Annotated in this window: 23 protein-coding genes; 13 read left to right on the forward strand and 10 right to left on the reverse strand. The window is 61.4% G+C overall.

What is annotated here, in order from left to right; genetic code table 11:
• Positions 1-7 precede the first annotated feature (7 nt).
• The 6 genes from dnaN to CIT25_RS26265 form a co-directional block, all read right to left on the reverse strand.
• The gene (gene dnaN / locus CIT25_RS26240; RefSeq protein WP_095487902.1) at positions 8-1,126 is read right to left on the reverse strand and encodes a DNA polymerase III subunit beta; all 1,119 of its coding nucleotides are present in this window, start codon (positions 1,124-1,126) and stop codon (positions 8-10) included.
• Positions 1,127-1,416: 290 nt separating this feature from the next.
• On the reverse strand, positions 1,417-2,889 hold the full coding sequence (gene dnaA / locus CIT25_RS26245; protein WP_245329992.1) for a chromosomal replication initiator protein DnaA: 1,473 nt from the start codon (positions 2,887-2,889) through the stop codon (positions 1,417-1,419).
• Positions 2,890-3,809: 920 nt separating this feature from the next.
• Positions 3,810-4,076: a 30S ribosomal protein S20 gene (rpsT, locus tag CIT25_RS26250; RefSeq protein WP_095487906.1), complete on the reverse strand. Its 267-nt coding sequence runs from the start codon at positions 4,074-4,076 to the stop codon at positions 3,810-3,812.
• 182 nt (positions 4,077-4,258) lie between these two features.
• Entirely contained in the window at positions 4,259-5,032 is a 774-nt protein-coding gene (locus CIT25_RS26255; protein ID WP_095487908.1) for an enoyl-CoA hydratase, read from the reverse strand.
• 69 nt (positions 5,033-5,101) lie between these two features.
• Complete coding sequence (gene mutM, locus CIT25_RS26260) at positions 5,102-6,010, reverse strand: bifunctional DNA-formamidopyrimidine glycosylase/DNA-(apurinic or apyrimidinic site) lyase (protein ID WP_095487910.1); 909 nt, start codon at positions 6,008-6,010, stop codon at positions 5,102-5,104.
• A complete protein-coding gene (locus CIT25_RS26265) occupies positions 6,003-7,241 on the reverse strand; it encodes a phosphopentomutase (protein ID WP_095487912.1) in 1,239 nt (412 codons plus the stop codon). Before CIT25_RS26265 ends, mutM begins: the two co-directional genes overlap by 8 nt.
• A gap of 153 nt (positions 7,242-7,394) precedes the next feature.
• Between CIT25_RS26265 and CIT25_RS26270 the strand changes: the two genes are divergently transcribed.
• A complete protein-coding gene (locus tag CIT25_RS26270; RefSeq protein WP_095487914.1) occupies positions 7,395-8,318 on the forward strand; it encodes a PhnD/SsuA/transferrin family substrate-binding protein in 924 nt (307 codons plus the stop codon).
• A gap of 119 nt (positions 8,319-8,437) precedes the next feature.
• Here the strand turns inward: CIT25_RS26270 and CIT25_RS26275 are convergent, their stop codons facing one another.
• The 3 genes from CIT25_RS26275 to CIT25_RS26285 form a co-directional block, all read right to left on the reverse strand.
• A complete protein-coding gene (locus CIT25_RS26275; RefSeq protein WP_095487916.1) occupies positions 8,438-9,058 on the reverse strand; it encodes a TadE/TadG family type IV pilus assembly protein in 621 nt (206 codons plus the stop codon).
• A 35-nt stretch (positions 9,059-9,093) separates the two neighbouring features.
• Positions 9,094-9,654 carry a TadE/TadG family type IV pilus assembly protein gene (locus CIT25_RS26280; protein ID WP_095487918.1) on the reverse strand — a complete coding sequence of 187 codons (561 nt, stop codon included), beginning with the start codon at positions 9,652-9,654 and terminating at the stop codon, positions 9,094-9,096.
• A 153-nt stretch (positions 9,655-9,807) separates the two neighbouring features.
• Positions 9,808-10,230: a pilus assembly protein N-terminal domain-containing protein gene (locus CIT25_RS26285; RefSeq protein ID WP_095487920.1), complete on the reverse strand. Its 423-nt coding sequence runs from the start codon at positions 10,228-10,230 to the stop codon at positions 9,808-9,810.
• 354 nt (positions 10,231-10,584) lie between these two features.
• Between CIT25_RS26285 and CIT25_RS26290 the strand changes: the two genes are divergently transcribed.
• The 9 genes from CIT25_RS26290 to CIT25_RS26330 all read left to right on the forward strand — a co-directional run bounded on the left by CIT25_RS26290 (position 10,585) and on the right by CIT25_RS26330 (position 19,671).
• Positions 10,585-10,755, forward strand: a complete 171-nt coding sequence (locus tag CIT25_RS26290; protein ID WP_095487922.1) for a Flp family type IVb pilin — start codon at positions 10,585-10,587, stop codon at positions 10,753-10,755.
• Between the two features lie 148 nt (positions 10,756-10,903).
• Positions 10,904-11,422: an A24 family peptidase gene (locus CIT25_RS26295; RefSeq protein WP_095488076.1), complete on the forward strand. Its 519-nt coding sequence runs from the start codon at positions 10,904-10,906 to the stop codon at positions 11,420-11,422.
• A gap of 218 nt (positions 11,423-11,640) precedes the next feature.
• Positions 11,641-12,453: a Flp pilus assembly protein CpaB gene (gene cpaB / locus CIT25_RS26300; protein ID WP_095487924.1), complete on the forward strand. Its 813-nt coding sequence runs from the start codon at positions 11,641-11,643 to the stop codon at positions 12,451-12,453.
• Positions 12,450-13,991 carry a type II and III secretion system protein family protein gene (locus tag CIT25_RS26305; RefSeq protein ID WP_095487925.1) on the forward strand — a complete coding sequence of 514 codons (1,542 nt, stop codon included), beginning with the start codon at positions 12,450-12,452 and terminating at the stop codon, positions 13,989-13,991. The genes cpaB and CIT25_RS26305 overlap by 4 nt, the downstream gene beginning before the upstream one ends.
• Positions 13,992-14,005: 14 nt before the next feature.
• Complete coding sequence (locus tag CIT25_RS26310; RefSeq protein ID WP_095487927.1) at positions 14,006-14,743, forward strand: CpaD family pilus assembly protein; 738 nt, start codon at positions 14,006-14,008, stop codon at positions 14,741-14,743.
• A gap of 34 nt (positions 14,744-14,777) precedes the next feature.
• The gene (locus tag CIT25_RS26315) at positions 14,778-16,061 is read left to right on the forward strand and encodes a CpaE/TadZ family protein (RefSeq protein ID WP_425351757.1); all 1,284 of its coding nucleotides are present in this window, start codon (positions 14,778-14,780) and stop codon (positions 16,059-16,061) included.
• A 29-nt stretch (positions 16,062-16,090) separates the two neighbouring features.
• The gene (locus CIT25_RS26320) at positions 16,091-17,599 is read left to right on the forward strand and encodes a TadA family conjugal transfer-associated ATPase (protein WP_095487931.1); all 1,509 of its coding nucleotides are present in this window, start codon (positions 16,091-16,093) and stop codon (positions 17,597-17,599) included.
• 29 nt (positions 17,600-17,628) lie between these two features.
• Positions 17,629-18,642: a type II secretion system F family protein gene (locus CIT25_RS26325; RefSeq protein WP_095487933.1), complete on the forward strand. Its 1,014-nt coding sequence runs from the start codon at positions 17,629-17,631 to the stop codon at positions 18,640-18,642.
• 12 nt (positions 18,643-18,654) lie between these two features.
• Complete coding sequence (locus CIT25_RS26330) at positions 18,655-19,671, forward strand: type II secretion system F family protein (RefSeq protein WP_095487935.1); 1,017 nt, start codon at positions 18,655-18,657, stop codon at positions 19,669-19,671.
• 107 nt (positions 19,672-19,778) lie between these two features.
• Here the strand turns inward: CIT25_RS26330 and CIT25_RS26335 are convergent, their stop codons facing one another.
• The gene (locus tag CIT25_RS26335; RefSeq protein WP_095487937.1) at positions 19,779-20,600 is read right to left on the reverse strand and encodes a tetratricopeptide repeat protein; all 822 of its coding nucleotides are present in this window, start codon (positions 20,598-20,600) and stop codon (positions 19,779-19,781) included.
• 121 nt (positions 20,601-20,721) lie between these two features.
• On the opposite strand from CIT25_RS26335, the gene CIT25_RS26340 reads away from it, so the two are divergent.
• The 3 genes from CIT25_RS26340 to CIT25_RS26350 all read left to right on the forward strand — a co-directional run bounded on the left by CIT25_RS26340 (position 20,722) and on the right by CIT25_RS26350 (position 23,398).
• Entirely contained in the window at positions 20,722-22,086 is a 1,365-nt protein-coding gene (locus CIT25_RS26340) for a leucyl aminopeptidase family protein (RefSeq protein WP_095487939.1), read from the forward strand.
• Between the two features lie 70 nt (positions 22,087-22,156).
• Positions 22,157-22,507 (forward strand): MarR family winged helix-turn-helix transcriptional regulator, encoded by a 351-nt coding sequence (locus CIT25_RS26345; protein ID WP_095487941.1) that lies wholly within the window; start codon positions 22,157-22,159, stop codon positions 22,505-22,507.
• Between the two features lie 30 nt (positions 22,508-22,537).
• Positions 22,538-23,398 carry a C40 family peptidase gene (locus CIT25_RS26350; RefSeq protein ID WP_095487943.1) on the forward strand — a complete coding sequence of 287 codons (861 nt, stop codon included), beginning with the start codon at positions 22,538-22,540 and terminating at the stop codon, positions 23,396-23,398.
• The last annotated feature ends 49 nt before the right edge of the window (positions 23,399-23,447 follow it).

The following is a 23,447-nucleotide window of genomic DNA, read 5'->3' on the forward strand; positions in this document are numbered from 1 at the left end:
TTCGGGCCTATACCCGCATCGGCATCAGCACGTAGAGCGTGGTTTCGTCGGCCATGTCGTGGATCAGCGTTGGCGAACCGGCGTCCGCCAGCATGAATTTTGCCTCAGTGCCGGTCAACTGGGCTGCGACGTCGAGCAGATATTTGGCATTGAAGCCGATTTCGATCGCGTCGGACGAATAATCCGCAGCCAGTTCTTCGGTGGCGCTGCCTGAATCCGGATTGTTGACCGCAAGCGTGACCTGGCCTTCTCCAATCGAAAGCTTCACCGCGCGGCCGCGCTCGGAGGAGATGGTCGAGACGCGGTCGACGGCGGCGGCGAAACTCTGACGGTCGATGATCAGCTTCTTGTCGTTGCCGGTGGGGATGACCCGCTGATAGTCCGGGAAGGTGCCGTCGATCAGCTTCGATGTCAAAACCACACTGCCGATGGTGAAGCGGATCTTGGTGTCGGACAATTCGGTGGTCACGGCGATATCAGGGTCATCGACAAGCTTTTGCAGCTCGCTGACGGTCTTGCGCGGAATGATGATGCCCGGCATGCCCTCGGACCCTGCCGGCGCGTCGATCTCGGCGCGCGCCAGTCGATGTCCGTCGGTCGCTACCGAGCGCAGCTTCAGCTTGCCGTCGGCATCATGCGTGTGCAGATAGATGCCGTTCAGGTAGTAACGCGTCTCTTCGGTGGAGATGGCGAATTGGGTCTTCTCGATCAGGCCCCTGAGCGCAACCGAATCGAGCCGGAAGATATGCGAGAACGATCCGGCCGAAAGCTCCGGGAAATCGGATTGCGGCAGGCATTGGAGACGGAAGCTCGAGCGGCCCGAGGTCACCGTCATGGCGTTGCCGTCCTCGTCGGTCTTCAGCATGACCTCAGCGCCGTCGGCGAGCTTGCGCACGATGTCGTAGAGCAGATGCGCCGGAACCGTCGTCGCCCCGCCGCGCTCGACCTTGGCAGGCGTGGCTTCGGTCACCTCCAGATCGAGGTCGGTCGCCTTCATCTCGAGGGTGGCGCCTTCGGCGCTCAGCAGCACATTCGACAGAATCGGTATGGTGTTGCGCCGCTCGACCACGCGATGAACGTGATTGAGCGACTTCAGGAGATTTGACCGTTCCAAGATAACACGCATGACGAAACAGGCTCGCTTGAATGAATGAGCGGGTCTCCGGCAAGCGGTGCCCCGCGAAAGGTCTGAACAGGCTCAGAATCTGCATAAACTGATAGGAAAAACCCCGCAAGCGCAAGCCCACGCCACCGGTTCGAGCCGGTTACGCAGGCTTTCTGGGGATAAAGCTGGCGAAGCCCGCAAGCCAATGCTTGTCGCCCAAAAGTGCGCAGCGGTTTTGAGGCAACGACATGCATAAAAACGTAGATTTCAAGCGCGTCGCAGCCACGCGACACGCTTTGTTTTCGGGCCGGTCAGGCTTGATCGTTGATCAGTCTTCTCAGCAGTTCGAGCTCCTGCGCCAGCGTGTTGTCGACGCCTGAAAGATCCTCGATCTTGCGCACGGCATGCAGCACCGTCGTGTGGTCGCGGCCACCGAAACGCCGTCCGATCTCCGGCAAGGAGCGCGGTGTCATCACCTTCGACAGGTACATGGCGACCTGCCGCGGCTTGACGATTGTACGCGTGCGCCGGTTGGACAGAAGTTCGGTCTTCGAAACATTGTAGTGACGCGCGACGATGCGCTGGATGTCCTCGATGCGCACCCGCTTCGGCTCGCCCGAACGATAGATGTGGCCGAGGATCTCGTCGATGCGATCGATGGTGATCTGCGGTTCGAACGATTGACGGAACAGAAGCTGGTTGAACGCACCTTCGAGTTCGCGTCCGCTGCCGGTCACCGTGCGGGCGACATGGTTGAGGATCTCCTCCGAGATGTCGAGCGATGCATCATCGGCCTTTGCGGTGGCAAGGCGCAGCTTGAGCATGCCGATGCGCATGGCGAAATCCGGCGCCGACATTTCGAGCGCGACGCCGCCGTTGAGGCGCGAGCGGACGCGGGGCTCCAGCGATTCCAGTTCCGACGGCGGCCGGTCGGCGGCGACCACCACCTGCTTGGCGCTGTCGAGCAGCATGTTGATCAGATGGCAGAATTCATGCTGGATCGACTTGCCTTGCAGGAACTGCATGTCGTCGATGATGAGGAGGTCGATGTCGCGCAACTGCTCCTTCAGCGTCAGCGCATTGTTGTCGCGGATCGCGGTGGCGAACCGCCACATGAAATATTCGGCCGTGAGATAGACGACGCGCGACTTTGGATTCTGCTTCAGCGATTCCGCCGCGATCGCCTGCAACAGGTGCGTCTTGCCCAGCCCCACCGTCGCGTGAAGAAAGAGCGGATTGAAGCGCACCGCGCTCGACTGCGATTCCGCCACCGCCTTGGCGGCGGCGAAGGCCACCCGGTTCGACGGTCCCTCGATGAAGGAGCCGAACGTATAGCGCGGGTCAAGCGGCGAACCGAGCACATTGTGCCTGAACTCGGTCTCTGCAGGCATTCCCGAGCGAGGTGCCGGCACCCGCTCCACCCTGCCGGGGCCCGCTGTTCCAGCGGCCAGCGCCGTTTGCGCTTGCCTTGTCATCTTGCGCGCTGGGGCCAGTTCGGGCTCGACGCCATTGCGCCCCGGGCGGGTAGCGGTGCGCACGACGATCTCGATCTTGAGGATTTCGGGATCCTCGTGTTTCCACAGCTCGGCGATGAGGTCGAGGTAGTGGCCGTTGATCCATGAGCGCAGGAAGGCAGTCGGCACGGAGATGCGGACAATGCCCCGGGATGCTTCGGCGACCTTCATGCGCCCGAACCAGCTCGAATAGACTTCGGTTCCCAGACGCGCCTTCAACTGGGCCTTGACCCGGTCGAACTTCTGTTCCGCGTCGTTGGAAGCCGACATAGTGTCCCCTCCGGTTAAGGTTCCAGGGAATGGGAGGTCGCCCGTAAGCTCCCTTTCGATGCCGCTCTGCATGATCGAGTTCCTTGTCCTTTTGTACCTTTTTTCGCCGGGGATACGCCTCCTGCATCCATGTTTCCGGCGACCGTGTCTTCGCTGCGACACCACCGCCGCCGCCGGCAGGTGATGTCGCCTCGTTGTCAGGGGACCGGCGCCGGCTCCTCAGAGCCAGCCCGTTTGGTCATGTCAGGGCAATACAATGCCGTCCGGCGAAAACGCCGGCGCGTCATGACCTGCCATATACAGTTACGCCAATCCCCTACCGTATCGAAAAAGACAAACCAAACCCGACGCGGAAATGATCCACGTCATGAATTCCGCCACTTTTTTGCTGGCCGATTCAGGCTGGGTTAAGGGCCAACAGGCCCGTCCCTCTCGATAGACCGACATTAACGAAATCGTTGTGGATAGGGCAAGGCCACGACTAACGGATTTTTAAGGAATGTGGTTACCGCAGACGGGTTCGAACCCTGTGTTGCACGGGCGTATTTTGACAAAGCCATTGTGATTCAAACCCTTTTCCGGCGAATATGAAAAAGGCCACGCCGCGCGAAATTTTCTGAAATAATTTTCTTGACAGGCAATTGTCCCCCATCCCCCGCACGCGATGTGAACAAGCTGTGGATGGACCGTCCGTAAGTTATTGAAAAGTAAGGGTAGTTTTTGACAGCCGATATTTTCGTCGCGGACGCTTTCAGCGGCCTTGAATATCAGCAGGCATGTATATGCCGGCAAAGCATTTCGAACATTGAAGTTCGCGCGGAGGTGTGGTTTGCGAGCATTCTTTTTAAGTACTTGCCGGCAAACGAAAAAACCCGGCGCGAGCGGCCGGGTTTAAAGAAGATCAGTTCTGGAAAGGTATATCAGGCCGACAGCACCTTGAGCCGCTGGGCCAGGCGCGACACCTTACGGGATGCCGTGTTCTTGTGCACCACGCCCTTGGTCGCGGCGCGCATCAATTCCGGCTCCGCCACTTTGAAAGCAGCCTGCGCGGCGGCCTTGTCGCCCGAGGCGAGCGCCTCCTCGACTTGGCGGATATAGGTCCGCACGCGCGAGCGGCGGTTCTTGTTCATCGCCGTGCGACGGGCGATCTTGCGCGTTGCCTTTTTGGCCGAGGAGGTATTGGCCATGATGCCTCTCTTCTGATCTGGTGGGCGCATGCGGGATGCCGCAGGGCGCAAAAAACAAACGGGCAGCCACAGGGCCGCCTCGGTTGGTGCGGCTTATAGTTCAGCTTTTCCGGCGCGTCAACGCTGCTTCGCCTTCTTTTTGGCCGCTGTTGTCGCTCGCATCCGGCCGCCGTCGTCACGATCTACCGGTTCGTGAAATTCGGCTTCCGCTTCTCGGTAAAGGCGGCCATGCCTTCCTTCTGGTCGTCGAGCGCAAACAGGGAGTGAAAAAGCCGGCGCTCGAACCGCAGCCCTTCGGCCAGTGTCGTTTCATAGGCGCGGTTGACGGCCTCTTTCGCCATCATCACCGAGGGCAGCGAAAAATCGGCTATCTTGGCCGCCGCCTTCAACGCCTCCTCGATCAGCTCGTCGGCAGGCACGACGCGCGACACCAGGCCGCAACGCTCGGCCTCCGCGGCATCCATCATCCGTCCGGTCAGGCACATGTCCATCGCCTTCGACTTGCCGACGAAGCGGGTTAGGCGCTGTGATCCGCCCATTCCCGGCATGACGCCGAGCGTGATCTCGGGCTGGCCGAACTTGGCGTTGTCGGCGGCGATGATGAAGTCGCACATCATCGCCAGTTCGCAGCCGCCGCCGAGCGCATAGCCGGCCACTGCCGCGATAACAGGCTTGCGCGCCCGGGTGAACTCTTCCCAGCCGACAAAGAAATCCTGCACATAGGCGTCGGCAAAGGAGATCGCCTGCATTTCCTTGATGTCCGCACCTGCCGCGAAGGCCTTTTCGGAACCGGTGATGACCATCGCGCCGATGTCGGCATTCGCGCAGAAGCCGTTCACGGCCGCGACCACTTCCGCCAGGATTTGGGAGTTCAGCGCATTGAGCGCCTTCGGCCGGTTCAGCGTGATCAGCCCGACCTTGCCGCGGGTTTCCACGATAATCGTTTCATAGGTCATGACTGTATCTCCTCGCTCGGTCATCTATCTACATCTGGCGTCCAACTCACACATGGCGTCCAGGCTGGCTCACATCTGACAGGTCCGGCAATAGAAGGTGGAACGCCCGCTTTGCACGACGCGCTCTATGTGGCCGCCGCAGCCGTGCTTTGAGCAGGGTTCGCCCTCGCGATCGTAGACCGCGAAGGAATGCTGGAAATAGCCCAGGGACCCGTCGGTCTGCACATAGTCGCGCAGCGACGATCCGCCGGCGGCGATTGCATCGGCGATCACCGCGCGGATTGCTTCGGCCAAGGCGTCGCTCTGCTGTCTGGCCTTCTTTCCAGGCTTTGCGATGGTGCCCGACTCGCGCAACGGCGACAGGCTGGCGCGCCACAGGGCTTCCGACACATAGATATTGCCGAGCCCGGCGATCAGCCGCTGATCGAGAAGTGCCGCCTTCAGCGGCGACTTCCGGCCTTTCAGCAGCGAGGCGAGAAGCCCGCCGTCCAACGCATTGCCTGTCGGCTCGACGCCCAGCCCCGCCAGCATCGGATGCGTGTCGGGCGCCCCTTCCGAAAACAGCATGAAGCCGAAACGACGCGGGTCGTTGAAGGTCACGCGCGACCGGACGCCTTTGGGCGAGACGACATGGAAGACGACATGGTCGTGCACCGCGTTTTTCGAGCGCTCGTGATAAAACGCGCCCAACATTTCGCTGTTATCGGGCATTTCGCTGTCATCGGACATTTCGATGCGGAACGAACCAGACATGCCGAGATGGCAGATCAGCACCGGGCCGCCTGCCAGATACATCGTCAGGTATTTGGCCCGGCGACCGAGTGCCGTAATCGTCTTGCCGGTCAGCCTCTCCGAGAATTTTTCAGGAAACGGAAAGCGCAGGTCGGGCCGGCGTGCCTCGACGCGTGCGATGCGGGCGCCTTCCAGGACCGCCTGCAGGCCACGCCGGACCGTTTCGACCTCAGGCAATTCAGGCATGGCCGCCTATCGTTGCATAAAAGGAGGTGCCGTGGCGGCCGCGTGCCAGCCCAAGATGCTCGGCGACCGTTTCACCGATGTCGGCGAACGTCGTTCTGAGCCCAATGTCGCCGCCAAAACCTGGTCCCGTGCCGATCACCGGAATGCGTTCGCGCGTATGATCGGTGCCGTGCCAGGTGGGATCGTTGCCATGGTCGGCCGTGAGGATGAGAAGATCGCCGTGCCTCAGCCGCGCAAGCGCCTCCGGCAGCCGCCGGTCGAAGGCCTCGAGCGCGGCGGCATAGCCGGCAACGTCGCGCCGATGGCCGAACTCGGTGTCAAAGTCGACGAAATTGGCGAAGACGAGATCGCCGTCGCCCGCGTCATCCATCGCGCCGAGCGCCTTGTCGAACATCGCCATGTTGCCGGCGGCCTTGCGCACTTCCGAAATGCCGCGATGGGCGAAGATATCGCCGATCTTGCCGACCGCGATGACCCGGCTGCCGCGCGCCGTCAGCCGGTCGAGCAGGGTTGGTTCGGGCGGCGGCACCGAATAGTCCCGGCGGTTGTGCGTCCGTTCGAAGCTGGCGGCGGTTTCCCCAATGAAAGGTCGCGCGATCACCCGTCCGATGTTCAGCGGATCGACCAGCCTGCGCACCACCTTGCAGAATTCGTAGAGTCGTTCCAGGCCGAAGTGAACTTCATGCGCGGCGATCTGCAGAACGGAGTCGACCGAAGTGTAGCAGATCGGCTTGCCGGTGCGGATATGCTCCTCGCCGAACCGTTCGATGATCTCCGTGCCCGGGGCATGGCAATTTCCGAGAACGCCCGGCACCTCTCCTTCGCGGATGATTGCTTCGGTCAGCTCGGCTGGAAAGGCGGGAACCGTGTTCGGAAAATAGCCCCAGTCGAACCGGACTGGCAAGGCGGCGATTTCCCAATGGCCCGACGGCGTGTCCTTGCCGCTTGAAATCTCCTGCGCCGCGCCATGGAAGGCGGAGGCGAGATGGGCCTTGCCGCCGCTTTCGATGCTGAATCCTGTCGCGGTTTTTGCCGCGTGACCCAGACCGAGCGAGAGCATATTGGGTATGAAAAGCGGTCCTTTGCGCAGCCCCTCGCGATCCGCCCGGCCTTCCGCGCAGGCTCTGGCGATGTGTCCGAACGTGTTGGAACCGGCGTCGCCATAGCGCTCGGCGTCGGCCGCGCCGCCGATGCCGAAGGAATCGAGAACGAAAAGGAAGGCGCGCGCCATTGCAGGGTTCATTATTATTGTCTGTCCGTCCGCCCAGACATAGGGTTCCGCGGCGCCATTGGCAATTCGGAACCAGACGGCTTGGCGCGATAGTTGAGATGCCGCGAAATGCCGGCATGGGCATGGACCGATGAAAGGCGAGCGGGGACTCACATGAGGCATGCCTTGAAGGCCTCCGTAGCCATCATGACGATGCTGGGCGCATCCTGGTCAAACCCGGCGCGCGCCGATTGGCGGGACGACATCGGCACGTTTCGTGTCGGCATCGTTGCCGAGCCCGGCGCCGGCAACACCGTTCCAGGTCTTGAGCTGTTGACGGATGCCTACACCAAGGCGCTCGGCATGAGGGTGGAGTTTGTCGTTGCCCGCGACTACGCGGCGCTGATCGAGGCGCAGGCCAATGCCCAGATCGAATATGCGGTCTATTCGGCGACCGCCTACGCCACCGCATCCGAACGTTGCGAATGCGTCGAGCCTCTTGTGGTGCCTGTCGATTCCGACGGCGCGGTCGGCATCCGCTCCGTCTTGCTGACGCGGGACGGCAAGGTCCCGGATCTGGCCGCGATGGAAGCACATCGGGTCGCCATGGCGCCCCCGGACAGCGTCGGCGGTTCTCTCTTGCCACTTGCCGGGCTGGCCGCCGAAGGCGTCAAGGTTGCCGAGGACGCACCATTTCTGACGCACGCCAGTTCGGCTGCGGCGGCTGAAACGATGCTGGTCGATGGTGAGGCCGATGCCCTGTTCGGCTGGATGCCGGCGATGGCCGATGGTCAGCCGGATCTTCCGGGCGGCACGGTGGCCAGGCTGGAAATGGCAGGGATTTCGAAAGCAGCACTTCGGGTCGTGTGGACGTCCGGCGTGCTGCGATATGGTCCCCATGCCGTCCGCAGCGATCTCGACCCCGAAGCCAAACGGCGGCTCACCGTGTTCCTCATCAATCTCAGATCGATGTCGCCGGATGTCTACGATCTTCTGGAATGGAAACATTCCGGCGGCTTCGCCGTTGCCAGCCCGGATGACTACGCGATGGCCGCGGCGATCGTGCGCCTGGTGTCAGGCAACCATCGACAGCAATAGCAACCGGCGTCGGAGCATCGGAGCAAAAAAAGAAGACCGGTTCTGTGTCAATCCGAGTTCAAAAAATGGAGTGGCGGTGCGGCTCGATTTGAGACTCCGCCGCTCTGCCCGCGGTTGTTTCAGCAGGTGGCGCAAGGAATCGTCAGGCTCCTGCGGGGCCTGAGATAATATGTTTCCCCCATCGATATCTTGTTGAAGGCCGAGCTCAATCCAAGTCGCTTTTCGCTGTCCGCCGACCAGGTGATGATCGGCTCGTATGCAAGACTGCTTTCGACGCGAATGAGAAAGGTGTCCTTGATCTCAAGCGCTTTTGGAACCGTGGTGATGGAGTCCTTGGCGGCGTCGGCGCTGAAGGCATCGCCAACCATCTTGCGTGACCACACGACCTGCACCTTCGGCGGCGTTTCGTTGGTGACCTTTATCGCGGTGATGACGATCTTCGGGGTCGAGCGGTTGTAGGGCTGAAGGGTGGAGTTGCCGATCGTCATGATCGCATCGAGATCGGCGGCGAAGATTATCTCCTGCTGGGTGACCAGATCCGCCACCATGCTGCCGATGCGGCTGACCTTCTTGCTGGTCTCGATGGCTTGCGAGGCTTCCATGGTCATGAAGTACATGATCAGCAGGACAGGCACGATGAAGGCAAACTCAACGGCCGCGACACCGCGGCGATCGCAGCAGAACCGGATGGCTTTCGTGCAGATCCCGGCGATCCCCCTATGTGCCCCCGCACGAACCATGCTTCATCCTTTTCCCACTCGCGCAACGGCGCGTTTCAGTCGTCGAACGGCTCGTTCTGCCAGGTCACCGATGCGAAATGCAGCGTTTTGCCATCTTTGAGATTGGCCATCGACTTGGCCATGAAATTGGTCATGACCGGCCATTTGTAGAAAACCCGCAGCATGTTCTTCGACGCAGCCAAGCCCGGGGCTACCGTGAAGGTCTCCGCGTTCGTGCCTTGCGTCAGCACGACGTCGCCGTCCTGGATCTTGAAGCCCGCCTTGGCCGCATCGGCGAAGGTCGGATATTCGCGCAGATCCACCAATAATCCGGGGCAGTCCTTGGCGACCATGATTTCCAGCCGGCTGCAGATCATGGCCTTCAGCGTGGCCTCGGTCATGTCGGCTGCCTTATCTTGGCCCGTCCGCAGCCGGCGCGCGACATCGTCGGTGGCGTTGGCCATCACCTCTTGCCCGGCAAATGAAATGCAGCTCTCCAGGATGGCAAAGACGAGGAGCGCAAACGGCACCGCAAGCATCGCGAATTCGATGGCTGTGCTGCCGCGCCGGTCACCAAGGAATCGCGCGGAAAAGCTCGCTCGTCCTGCTTTGCTCATGTCCCGTCGCTGCCGATCCTGAAGGGGTGTCGGAGGAAACATTAGCGGAAACCCATTGAGGTGCAGTTTGGATGATCGTTAAATTCGACGGAAAGGTTTTAAGCGGCCGATAACCGAAGCGGCATTTCTGTGAGACGAGAACAGTCCGGTTGCTTACCGGCCGGCGCTCATCTCGGCTTCCGAGGCTTTCTCCGCATCGCTCTTGTACGAGCTTTCGCAATACGGCGTGCAGGACATGGTCTGTATTTCGGCACGTCGATAGATGCGCACCGACGACGCGTCCTGCCGCACGACAGTGATCTGCTCGTCGATGATCGGACTGCCCTCTTGATCGAGGACGACGAGGTTGGTGACGCCAAAGCCCTTGCCCGTCAGCACGATCGTCGAAGCATCCTGCACGGAGGCGTCGGCGATCGCCGGATTGCCGACGACGATCGTATCGGCGGCGCGCGACAATTTGACGATCTTCGCCTGGTTCATCGTAACCTCGATGCCGGCGCCCGCCTTGGCCGGCACGACGAAGGCCGTGGCGGCAAGAAGCGCGGCAATCGGAAAGGACGATCTCGGCCCGGTCATTGAAGCGCTCCACGGCGGCGAACTGCTCAACGGAACATGAACGAGATTGGTGAACCAACGGTTAAGCGGATGGGAGCCGTGACGATGTCGGGATCGGAATCGTGATTGCCTGGAGCGCGCCGCCCCTTTCTCAAATCGCCAAATTGCGGCTTTCGCCACCGTTGACGTGCCTCTCGGGCTCGCGGGCGCCACTTAGTTTACGGTTAACCACACAATGCCTTCGAAGCGGGAAAGGAATCGGTAAGGCTGTTTATTAAGCCGATCGAAAGAGCTTCTCCATAGATTGGCAGCATCCGATCAGCCGCCAAGAGAAGTTGACGGATTTGCTGTAACATCTGGAGTAGGAGCTCTCGAATGGCTAATCTCATTGCACGTTTTGTGAAGGACGAATCCGGCGCGACCGCCATCGAATATGGTCTGATCGCCGCCCTAATCGCGCTCGCTATCATGGTCGGCGCCGGTCAACTGGGCAATAGCATCAACCAGAAGTTCAAGGACATTTCCTCGACGCTGAACGGCGCCTGATAATAGCGACGTTAGTCGCTTTTTCGGATCAAGGGCCGCCTCGTTTGGCGGCCCTTATTCATTGTGTCAGGCGATTTTGAATTCCCGGCCTCATCAATCGTTAATCGAACACGTCTAGGCTGGGCCAGGTACCATGGGCGCTGCGCTGATGATTGAAGCCTTGATCTTCGTTGTCTTTCCGTTCTGCATGCTTTTCGCCGCGATCTCCGACACGCTGTCGATGACGATCGCCAATCGCGTGCCGGTGCTGCTCGTGGCTGTTTTCGCTCTGGTCGCACCGCTGACGGGCATGGACTGGGCAACCTATGGCTTGCATTTCGCCTCCGGCGGCCTTGTCCTCGCCGTGACGTTCGGTCTGTTCGCGCTCGGCGGCATGGGAGGCGGAGACGCCAAGCTGCTGGCCGCCACGGCCCTCTGGATGGGACTGAGCATCCATCTCGTCGAATATCTCGTGGCCTCGGCATTCATCGGTGGCCTGCTGACGCTCGCCATCCTCGCCTATCGGAAATCGCCGCTTGCAGCCGTTACAAGTCACAATCCGTTTTTGCGCCACTTCGCCGACGAGACGACCGGCGTGCCCTATGGCATAGCGCTCGGCATTGGCGGGCTGCTCACCTTTCCGAATTCGCCGTTGATGGCGTGGGCACTCGCAAGGCTGGCAGCCTAATTCTCTCGCCAACCTTCCCTCGCCAGATTAGCCTTCCACTATTTCGATTTGGCGTTGGAGCAGGCGGCTTGGCCGCCTTTTTGCGGGCCGAACCGAATGCCTCAAATTTATGTAAACCTTAAATTAATCACGATCGTAAGCATTATATTAACCTTGTTTTGACGATTGCCGCTGCAAGGTCCGGCTTGGCTAAGTGGTTTGCCAAGGGGTTCGGACAAATGCCAGCATCCCGACTGATCATTCTGGGCGTGGCGGTGGCCGCGGCGGGTGGCGCAGGCTATGTTGCAAAAAACATGGTGGCGGCTCCGCCGCCTCAAATCGTCGATTCCGGCCCCACGGCGCCGGCAATCGCGCTGCAGGACGTGCTTGTCCTGTCCAGCGACGTTCCGATGGGCAGCCCGCTCGAGAACAATATCAGCTGGCAGTCCTGGCCGGCCGACGGCATCAATGCGAATTTCATAACCCGCGCCGCGGAGCCCGAAGCGCTTGAGAAGCTGAAAGGCGGTGTTGCCCGAGTGGCGATGTATGCCGGCGAGCCGTTGCGGCGCTCCAAGCTGATCGGCGAGGGACAGAGCTTCATGTCGTCGATCCTGCCCTCCGGCATGCGGGCCGTCGCCACAGCCGTATCTGCCGACACTTCCGCCGGCGGCTTCATTCTTCCCAACGATTTCGTCGACGTCATCATGACCCGCAGAGCCGATGCCGCGAGCGGCGGCAGCGGTTTTACGACCGAAACCATCCTCAAGAACATTCGCGTCCTGGCAATCGACCAGACGATCCAGGAGGACGAGGAAGGCAAGAGGACCAGGGTCGGTCAGACCGCCACGCTGGAACTGACACCGCAGCAGGCGGAGATCATCACCGTCGCCCAGCAGATGGCGGACCGCCTGACATTGGCGCTGCGGTCGGTCAGCGACACCCAGGAGAAGAATCTGGGCGAGGCCGACTATCTCGTTTCCGGCAATGGGCGGCGCGGAACGGTGCGATTGATAAAGTCGGGCGAAGTTTCCGAAGTGGGAGCAAGGCAATGAGGCTACACGCTGGACTGCCGGTCACCGTGGCTGCGGCAATCGGCCTGTTTCTCCTCGGAACGAATGCGCATGGTGTCGTCGAGGCAAATGCGGCAGGCAGGAATGCCGAGGTGTCGGCTTCGACCGCCACCCAGCGCGTCAAGCTCGGTCTCAACAAATCGGTGGTCATCGACCTGCCGAGCGACGCCTATGATATTCTCGTCGCCAACCCCGCGGTCGCCGATGCGGTGACCCGCACCGCCCGGCGCATCTATCTGTTCGGAAAGGCGGTGGGCGACACCAACATCTTCGTCTTCGGCCCCAATGGCGAGCAGATCGTCAGCCTGGATCTGGCAGTCGAACGCGACGTCGCCGGGCTGGAAGACTATATCAGGCGCTTCATCCCGTCATCGGCCATCACGGTCGAATTGCTGAACGATAACGTCGTCCTGACCGGAACCGTGGACACTCCCCTGGACGCCAAGCGTGCGGTCGATCTGGCCACGATCTTCGTGTCCGGCGGTGAAGCGACCACGGGACAATATTCGCAGACCGCCTCCGGCGGCTCGGCCGAAGCCGGTGTCGACATCGACAATCCGGATTCCGAGCGCCGCGTCAGCAAGATCGTCAACCTGCTGCAGATCATCGGCGACGACCAGGTGACGCTGAAAGTGACGGTTGCGGAAGTCAGCCGCTCGGTGATGAAGCAGCTCGGCGTCAACATGGTCGGCAACGGCAGCAGCAATGGCATCTCCTATGGCGCGATGAGTTCTCCTCCTTATGGCTTGGGCAAGCCGATTTCGCAGTTCTCCAACTTGCGGTTGGGTGATACGCTCGGAAACGGACTTCAGGCGTACATCAATGCCATGGAGCAAAGCGGCGTTATGAAGACGCTTGCGGAACCGACGCTCACAGCCGTCTCGGGCGAAAAGGCAACATTCAAGGTTGGCGGCGAGTTCAATCTGATCACAAGCCGAACGAGCAACACGTCGAGCGACAACCAGAAGGGCGAGACCACATACTCCAACGAAAGACTTGAATACGGCATTGGTCTCGAGTTCCAGCCGGTGGTGCTGTCGGCTGGCCGGATCAGTCTCAAGATCAGAACGTCCGTGTCGGAGCCGACCGCAGAAGGTGCGACCACACTCGAAGCGCTCGGTGACTTGCCCGGCACCACTTTGCTGTCGATCCGCAAACGCCTAGCCGACACCACCGTCGAACTGCCCTCCGGCGGTTCGATGATGATCGCCGGCCTCGTTCGAGACGATATCCGGCAGGCGGTCGCGGGGCTGCCGGGCCTGGCCAAGATCCCAGTGCTCGGCACGCTGTTCCGCAGCAGGGATTTCGTCCGCAACGAGACCGAGCTCGTCATCATCATCACGCCTTACCTGGTGAAGCCGGTGGCGCGCAACGAGCTTGCCAAGCCGGACGATAATTTCAACGCGGCCAGCGATGGCGCCGGCATGTTCCTTGGCCGTGTCAATCGCGTCTACGGCAGCATGCAGACCGACAAGCCCAACGGCCGTTACCACGGCGTTGTCGGCTTCATCTACAAGTAAGCGGGGAAGCGGACATGTCGCAGTCAGCGTCGAAGCCAAGGACGATCATCGCAGCGATGCGGCCCGGCCGTTCGCGACACTACCGGCCGGCTATTCCGGTCCTGGCGATTGCGGTCGCGGCATTGCTGGCGGGTTGCGCCAAGCGGGACAGCATCACGGTAGGTGCTGTTCCGGACGACTATCGCACCACGCATCCGATCGTGATCGCTGAGAAGATCCAGAAGATCGACCTTCCGGTCGGCGCCGGCGATCGCGGCATGACCGGTTCTCAACGCGTCACGCTTCTGGGTTTCCTGGACGGCTACGACAAGAGTGCCGCTCCGGCTCTGACGATCTCCATCCCGAGCGGTTCGGCCAACGAGATCGCCGCGACCGCAGCCGGTCGCGATTTCGCCCGGCTTGCGATTGCCAGCGGCATCAGCCGCAACCGTATCGTCGTGACCACCTACCAGTCGGTTTCGGCCGAAGCGTCCGCGCCGATCCGCGTCGCCTATGTCTCGGTGAAGGCCCAGACCGATAGATGCGGGCGCTGGCCCGAAGATCTGCTGGAGACGTCGGAAAACAAGCACTACGCCGATTTCGGCTGCTCTTATCAGAACAATCTTGCCGCCCAGATGGCCAACCCGGCCGATCTGATCGGGCCGCGCAAGCAATCCGATATCGACGCGGAAAATCGCGGCGAGGTGATCGACGTCTACCGCCAGAGAGGCATTTCGGACGAGTTCCTCGGCAATTCCGAAGTGGAATATTGAGTTTGAGCCGCGCAGGTCACGGAAAGAAATGACAATGAGCAATCTTGCCTACGACGCAGGGCTAGACGGCGGCGAAACCTCGCAGCAGGATATCGCCGCCATGCAGGCGTTGCGGCCGATTCCGCGCATTTCGATCCAGGCATTTTGCGAGACCGAAGGCGTCGCCAATCCGGTCGAGCGCGCCGGCGAGGATCGCCGCATGGCGAAGGCCCATTTGAAGGTCCATATGGGCGGCATCGCCACCGCTATCGAATTCTACCAATCGGCGCCGACACCGAACCTGATCCTGCTGGAATCGCGCAGCGAGCCGACGCAATTGCTCGAGCAACTCACGCAGCTCTCCGAATATTGCGATCCGACCTCCAAGGTCGTGGTCATCGGCCACTACAATGATGTCGGCCTCTACCGCGAGCTCATCCGCTCCGGCATTTCCGAATATGTCATCGCGCCGGTGTCGATGGCCGACATCGTCAGCGTGATATCGTCGATTTTCGTTGATCCGGAGGCCGAGCCGATCGGCCGCTCGATCGCCTTCATCGGCGCCAAGGGTGGCGTCGGCTCCTCGACCATTGCCCACAATGTGGCCTGGGCGATGTCGTCCCTGTTCAAATCTGAAGTGGTCGTCGCCGACCTCGATCTTGCTTTCGGAACGGCCAACATCAATTTCGATCAGGATCCGGCGCAAGGCATTGCCGAGGCGGTCTTCTCACCGGAGCGCGTCGACGAGGTCTATCTCGACCGGCTGCTTGCCCAGTGCGCCGAGCACCTCTCGCTGCTTGCAGCACCTTCAACGCTCGACCGGGTCTACGATTTCGATCCCGACGCCTTCATGCAGCTTATCGACACGGCCCAGCGCAGCGTGCCGCTTCTGGTGCTCGATATCCCGCACATCTGGACAGGCTGGACCAAGAACACGCTGGTCAAGGCCGACGAGATCGTGATCACAGCGACGCCGGAGCTGGCCAATCTGCGCAACACCAAGAATCTCGTCGACATGTTCAAACGGCTTCGCCCGAACGATCCGCCGCCCAAGCTGATCATCAATCAGGCAGGCGTGCCGAAGCGTCCGGAGATTACGTCATCCGACTTCGCCGACTCGCTCGGACTGTTGCCGATGTCGGTGATTCCTTTCGAGCCGCTGCTGTTTGGAAATGCCGCCAATAATGGGCGCATGCTCGGTGAAATGGATGCCAAGAACCAGGTCGTCGGCATGGTCAACGAGATTGCGCATGTGCTGACCGGGCGCAGCGAAATCAAGGCAAGAAAGAAAGCGGGCTTGGGCAATCTCCTTGGCAAGCTCTCGCGCGGCAAGAAGTGATGCTTTCGTAGCGGAATTGGTAGTCGATCATGTTTGGTAAAAGAGGTAGCGACGACGGCAGCCGGTTCACGCCGGAATTCCGCCAGCCGGCACCTGCGCCTGCTGCGCCGGCGGCGGCAAACCCTGCGGAAACGTCGGTTCTTGCCAAACCCGCGCTGCCTGCGTTGCTTGGCACGTCTGCGGCCCCGCTCGCGCGCCGCGCTGTCGAGGCGCCGCCACTGGCACCGGAGCCGAAAAGGATCCAGCGCGAAAAGAGCGAAGCCTACTACGACACCAAGAGCCAGGTCTTCTCCGCGCTCATCGACACGATCGACCTGTCGCAGCTCGCCAAGCTCGATCCCGAAAGCGCGCGCGAGGAAATCCGCGACATCGTCAACGACATCATCGCGATCAAGAATTTTGCGATGTCGATCGCCGAACAGGAAGAACTGCTCGACGACATCTGCAATGACGTCCTGGGTTACGGGCCGCTGGAGCCATTGCTTGCCCGCGACGACATCGCCGATATCATGGTCAACGGTTCCAAGGACGTCTATATCGAGGTCAACGGGAAGGTCGAGCAGACCGGAATTCGTTTCCGCGACAACCAGCAGCTTCTCAACATCTGTCAGCGCATCGTCAGCCAGGTTGGCCGTCGCGTCGATGAATCGAGCCCGATCTGCGACGCACGCCTTCCCGATGGTTCCCGCGTCAACGTCATCGCGCCGCCGCTCGCCATCGACGGTACCGCTCTCACCATCCGCAAGTTCAAAAAGGACAAGCTGACGCTCGATCAGTTGGTCAAGTTCGGTGCCATTTCGCCGCATGGCGCCGAGATTCTCAAGATCATCGGCCGCGTCCGCTGCAACATTGTCATTTCGGGCGGCACCGGCTCGGGCAAGACGACGCTGCTCAACTGCCTGACCAACTATATCGACCGCGAGGAACGCGTCATCACCTGCGAGGACTCGGCCGAGCTGCAATTGCAGCAGCCGCATGTCGTGCGTCTGGAAACCCGTCCGCCCAACCTCGAGGGCGAGGGCGAGGTGACCATGCGCGACCTGGTCAAGAACTGCCTGCGCATGCGGCCCGAGCGCATTATCGTCGGCGAAGTGCGCGGACCTGAAGTGTTCGATCTCCTGCAGGCGATGAACACCGGCCATGACGGCTCGATGGGCACGATCCACTCGAACAGCCCGCGCGAATGCCTGAACCGTATCGAATCGATGATCGCGATGGGCGGCTACACGCTGCCGCAGAAAACCGTGCGTGAAATCGTGGTCGGGTCCGTGGACGTGATCATCCAGGCCGCACGCCTGCGCGACGGATCGCGGCGTATCACCCACATCACCGAGGTGATCGGAATGGAGGGCGATGTCATCATCACGCAGGACATCGTCCTCTACAATATCAAAGGCGAGGACGCGAACGGCAGGCTGCTGGGCGAGCACGTGTCGACAGGCATCGGTCGTCCGCATTTCTGGGAGCGCGCCCGCTACTATGGCGAGGAACAGCGCCTCGCCAATGCGCTCGAGGCGATGGAGAAACGCGCTGACTGAAGCATTCGGAGGCGTAGGGGCCAGGATCGATGTTCGGAATTGACGGCACCGTATTGGCGTTCATCGTGCTCGCCGGCTTCAGCGCCGGCGCGGTCGCTTATGTTTTTCTGTTCAACCGGATCAGCACCGAGAAGCAAGTCGGCAGGCGGCTTGAAACGATCAAGACCGCCGAGACGGATCGTGACGTCGTCAAGGCCTCGCGCGATCGCGTGGCGGAAGCAGCCAAGCGCCGCAAATCGGTCCAGGATTCGCTGAAGGATCTTGAGCAGAAGCAGAAAACCAACCAGAGCATCGTCAAGAAGCCGCCACTGAAGGCCCAGATCCGTCAGGCAGGCATGAAGGTCTCGCTCGAGCGCTTCTATCTCTACTCGGCCGTTTGCGGCGTCCTCCTGACGTTACTTGCCTATTTCATCGGCGCGCCGCTGCTTGTCTTGCCGGGTGCGCTGCTGGTCGGCGCCCTCGGACTGCCACGCTGGTTCGTCTCGTTTTGCCGCGCTCGCCGGGTCAAGGCGTTCCTCAACGAATTTCCGAACGCGCTCGACATCATCGTGCGTGCGGTCAAATCCGGCCTGCCGCTGAACGACGCCGTCCGCCTGATCGCCAACGAATCTCCCGAACCGGTCAAGACCGAGTTCCGCCGCATCGTCGATTCGCAGCAGATGGGCCTGTCGATCCCCGACGCCAGCCTACGCATGGCCGAAACAATGCCGTGCACGGAAGCGAGCTTCTTCGGCATCGTCATCCAGATCCAGTCCCAGGCCGGCGGCAATCTTTCCGAGGCGCTAGGCAATCTTTCGCGCGTGCTTCGCGACCGCAAGAAAATGAAAGCCAAGGTCCAGGCGCTGTCCATGGAAGCGAAGGCGTCCGCCGTGATCATCGGTGCGTTGCCTTTCGTCGTCGCCTTTCTCGTCTACCTGACAAGCCCGAACTATATCATGCCCCTGTTTACCACCAGCGCCGGCAATCTGATCCTCGGTTGCTCGGCGGTCTGGATGTCGATCGGCATCCTGGTGATGCGCAAGATGATGAACTTCGAAGTTTAGGGTTTCGAGCGCATGACCGAAAATGTCGTCAAAACCCTTACCGACCCGGCATTCCTGATTGCCTTGCTGGTTGGCATCGCGGTGTTTGCGACCGTCTTCACGCTGCTGCCTGCCTTTGGTGGAAACCAGCTCAAGGCGCGCATGAAATCCGTAGCGCTGGAGCGCGACGAATTGCGCGCCAAGCAGCGTGCGCGGCTTGCCGTCGAGGCCGATCGCCGCCGTAAGGGCCTGCGCGAGCAACAGTCGATCGGCATGCGAAATATTGTCGACCGGCTGGACCTGAGACGCGCCCTTGCCGATGAAGGCACGTTACAGAAGCTCAAGGTGGCTGGCTTTCGCGGGCAGAATCCGCTGACACGTTTCCTTTTCTTCCGTCTGGTCCTGCCCTTTATCGGCTTTGCGCTGGCCGCGATGTATCTGTTCGTGCTCGGAGGATTGTCGGAGCAGCCGCCTCTCATCAAACTGTTCGTCTGCATCGTCGTCGCCTATGCGGGTTTTTACGCGCCGGTGCTCTATGTCAACAACCGCGCCACCAAGCGCAAGCAGTCGATCCAGATGGCGTGGCCGGACGCGCTCGATCTGATGCTGATCTGCGTCGAATCAGGCATGTCGGTGGAGGCGGCGTTTCGCAAGGTCGCGGACGAGATCGGTGCGCAATCGGTGGCGCTTGCCGAAGAGTTCATCCTGACCAATGCCGAACTTTCCTACTTGCAGGAACGCAAGCAGGCTTACGAGAACCTTGCAAGTCGCACCGGTCTGGAATCGGTCAAGTCGGTGTCGCAGGCGCTGGTCCAGGCCGAGCGCTACGGCACGCCTGTGGCGCATGCGCTGCGTGTGCTTGCCAGTGAAAGCCGCGACATGCGCATGAACGCCGCCGAGAAGAAGGCCGCGGCGTTGCCACCGAAGCTAACCGTGCCGATGATCCTGTTCTTCCTGCCGGTGCTGTTCGCCATCATTCTGGGTCCTGCCGGCATCCAGGTGAGCCAGCGCGGCATCTTCGGCGATCCGCCGACATCCAGCGGCCAATAGCCTCGCCAAGGCGACAATGCACGCAAAAGCCGCGGTGCTGATGCAACGCGGCTTTGGATTTCCGGCATGTCGATCAGTTGAGGGACTGGCCGGCAAAGCCGGCGCGGTCAATTGGTGGCAGGCTTGGCCTTGTCCTGGTCCTTGAGCTGGCTCCAGGCATTCTGCTGGGCGAGCATCTGGCGAAGGTAAGCCACGTTCGCTTGCGCCTGTTCGGCCGAGAGCTCCTGCGAAGCGATCTTCTCGGCCTCGTCGAAACGACCCTGCAGGCCGACGACCAACGCCAGGTTCTGGCGGACGCGGCTGTCGGCGTTCGGCTGCTGGGCGGCAGAGCGCATATAGGTTTCGGCCGTGCGCAGGTCGCCTTCCAGCACATAGGACATGCCGAGATTTGAAAGGATCGAAGGTTCGTTCGGCTTGAGGTCCAGCGCCTTGCGATAATCCTGGCGCGCCTCGTCTCTCTGGCCAAGCTGGTCGAGAATCGCGGCTTCCGCCGACACCAGTTTCCAGTCCGGATATTCCGGTGTCTGCGCGCGGCGCACGGCGTCGAGCGCCGGCTCGAACTGCCCATTGGCGGCGAGCGCCTTGCCATAGGCGGCAAGCACGTCGCGGTCTTTCGGCAAGGCGATCGCCAGCTTGCGCATCACTGCGAGCGACTGGTCGGCGTCGCCATCCATTTGCAGCGCCGCCGCGTAATTCGTCGCGATCCGCTTGTCGTTGGGGTTCCTGGCGTAGGACTGACCGAGCGCTGCTGTCGCATTGTGCAACTCGCCGGCCGACATGATTTCCAGCGGTTTGCCGCTGGAGCGCGAGATGGAACCGGTCGTCAACTTGCTGGTTCCGCAGCCGGCGACGCTGGCAGCAAGCGCCATCATCAACGCCGTGGTGATCAGCCGCTTTCCCGTGGCGTTCATCGTGCGGTTGGTCGGCATCTACACCAGGCCTCCATTCATAGACGTGGCCATTACGTGGCCATCTTCCCTCCCGCAGAAATATTCTGTTAACCCTAACGCATAGTTAAGAAACGCCGACTCGAGCGCCGGAGACCATCGAATGCCTGTCGAACTCGTCGAGAAGAAACTGAAGACCGCGCTGCCGGTCCATCTGGTGGCGAAGGACAGACTGGAGGCGGCCGGCCTTGCGTCGTCCACGCTCGCCTGGGCCAGGGCCAACGGCTTTACCGGTGAGGCGGGTAGGACACTCGTCATGCCCGGCGAAAACGGCGCGCTGGCCGGAGCCTTGTTCGGCCTCGGCGATGGTGAAAGCGCGCTTGCCCTCGGCGCGTTGGCGCGGGCCCTGCCGGAGGGCGACTGGCATTTTGCCTCCACATTGGCCGAGCCGGAACTTGCGGCAATTGCGCTGGCTCTCAGTGGTTATGTCTTCACCCGCTACGGCAAGAAGCCTGGCAAGGCGCTGCGTTTTTCGCTGCCGTCCGGCGCTGAAGCGGCCTACGTTCGCCGTATCGCCGATGGCGTTTTCCTGACGCGCGATCTGGTCAATACGCCGACCAGCGATATGGGGCCGGACGATTTGGAGACGGCTGTCCGGACCTTGGCCAAAAAGCACAAAGCCGAAGTGTCGGTGACCAAGGGCGACGATCTGCTCAAGAAGAATTTCCCGATGATCCATGCGGTCGGGCGCGCATCGGTCGGCGCCCCGCGCCTGATCGACATGATTTGGGGGCCGAAGAACGCCCCGAAGGTGACGCTGGTCGGCAAGGGTGTATGCTTCGACACCGGCGGTCTCGACATCAAGCCGTCATCGGGCATGCTCTTGATGAAGAAGGACATGGGTGGCGCCGCCAACGTGTTGGGCCTCGCCTCCATGATCATGGCCGCCGGGTTAAAGATCCGGCTGCGTGTGCTGATCCCGGCGGTTGAGAATTCGATCGCCGGCAACGCTTTCCGGCCCGGCGACGTGCTGGTAAGCCGCAAGGGCATCACCGTGGAGATCGGCAACACCGATGCCGAGGGACGGCTGGTGCTGGCGGATGCCTTGGCGCTGGCCGACGACGACGAGCCGCAACTGCTGATCGACATGGCGACCCTGACGGGGGCTGCTCGCGTCGCGCTCGGCCCCGACCTGCCGCCTTTCTACACCGGCGATGAAGCGCTGGCGTCCGATCTTGCTGCGGCCTCCGTCGCGATCGAGGATCCGCTGTGGCGCATGCCGCTGTGGAAGCCCTATGACGCAAAGCTGTCGTCGAAGATCGCCGACATCAACAACGTCACGTCTGACGGGTTCGCCGGCTCGATCACGGCGGCGCTGTTCCTGAAGCGCTTCGTCGAGAAGAGCGCCGGCTGGGCGCATTTCGACATCTTCGCCTGGAACCCGTCCGATCGTCCGTACGGTCTCGCCGGCGGTGAGGCGCAAGGCATCCGGGCGCTGGAAAGGGTCATCTCGAAACGCTACGCCTGACGGTTGCTGTCCGACAGGAAATTCTCGAGACTGAAACGGAACCGAAACAATTTGCCGTCATGTTGGCCGGATGTCGATTTCCATGCGCCCGAGCCAGGCCTTGCGACTGTGGCAGCAGGTGATGCTGTCCCAGGTGCGCGACGATACGCCGGACCTTACCATGCGCCAGACGGCGATCCTGTTCACCATCTATCTCGACCCGCCGCCGCACACGGTGCGCGGGCTCGCTGCCCGGCTCAATGTCACTAAGCCGGTGATTACCCGCGCGCTCGACACAATGGGCGCGCTGAAGCTGGTTTCGCGCCATCGCGACGAGCTCGACAAGCGCAACGTGCTGGTCAAGCGCACTGTCGAAGGTGCTCTCTTTGTCGAGCGCTTCGGCGATGTTATCATCGCCAGAGCCCAGGAATTGCCCATCTGACCGAGTTGCCGATTTGAACGAGTTGCCGATTTGACCGCCAGGGATGCCCGCCTCCACGCCTTCCGTTCCGATCTCGCCGATGTCAGGCTGAAAGGCGAGGTCGCCGCCGATCGCTTCGTCGCCGGACGGCCAGCGCGTATATCAGCTTCAGTGGCCGATATCCGCAAGGCGCCGCGCCCGGATGCCGGCGTCGACACGCAGCTTCTGTTCGGCGACGACGTCCTCGTCTTCGAGGACGTTGAGGGCTGGGCCTGGATCCAGGCCGAGCGCGATGGCTATGTCGGCTATGTCGCCGACACCGTGCTGGGGGCGCGAGGCCATACGCCCACCCATGTCGTCTCGGTGCCGCGCACCTTCCTTTATCCCGGACCGGATTTGCGGTTTCCGTCGAACGGACAGCTCTCGATGGGATCGGCGGTAACGGTGACGGGCGCGGCTGAAACACGCGGTACGCACTATGCGCTGCTGCCATCCGGCGAGGCGGTCATATCGGGCCATTTGCGGCCCTTGAACAAACCAGCTGCCGACTATGTCGCGGTCGCGGAAACCTTTCTCGGCACACCCTATCTGTGGGGCGGCGCCTCCGGCTTCGGCATCGATTGTTCCGGCCTCGTGCAACTGGCGATGCACATGGCCGGCAGGCAAGTGCTGCGCGACACCGACATGCAGGCGGCGACCATCGGTGAGCCGCTCGACCCGGACCGGGATTCTGCCGGGTTGCGGCGCGGCGACCTGGTGTTTTGGAAAGGCCATGTCGCTGTTATGACCGACCCAGAAACGATGATCCATGCCAACGGCCACACCATGCTGGTCTCGCGTGAAGGGTTCAGAGAAGCCGTCGCCCGTATCGGCTACCTCTATGGCGGGCCGACAGGATTTCGGCGACCGTAGCGCGAGAGCGGTTCTTCTCAGGCGAGAGGAAGGCGTTCGATCACCTTTT

This window comes from Mesorhizobium mediterraneum (assembly GCF_002284565.1).
GTDB classification, from domain to species: Bacteria; Pseudomonadota; Alphaproteobacteria; order Rhizobiales; family Rhizobiaceae; genus Mesorhizobium; species Mesorhizobium mediterraneum.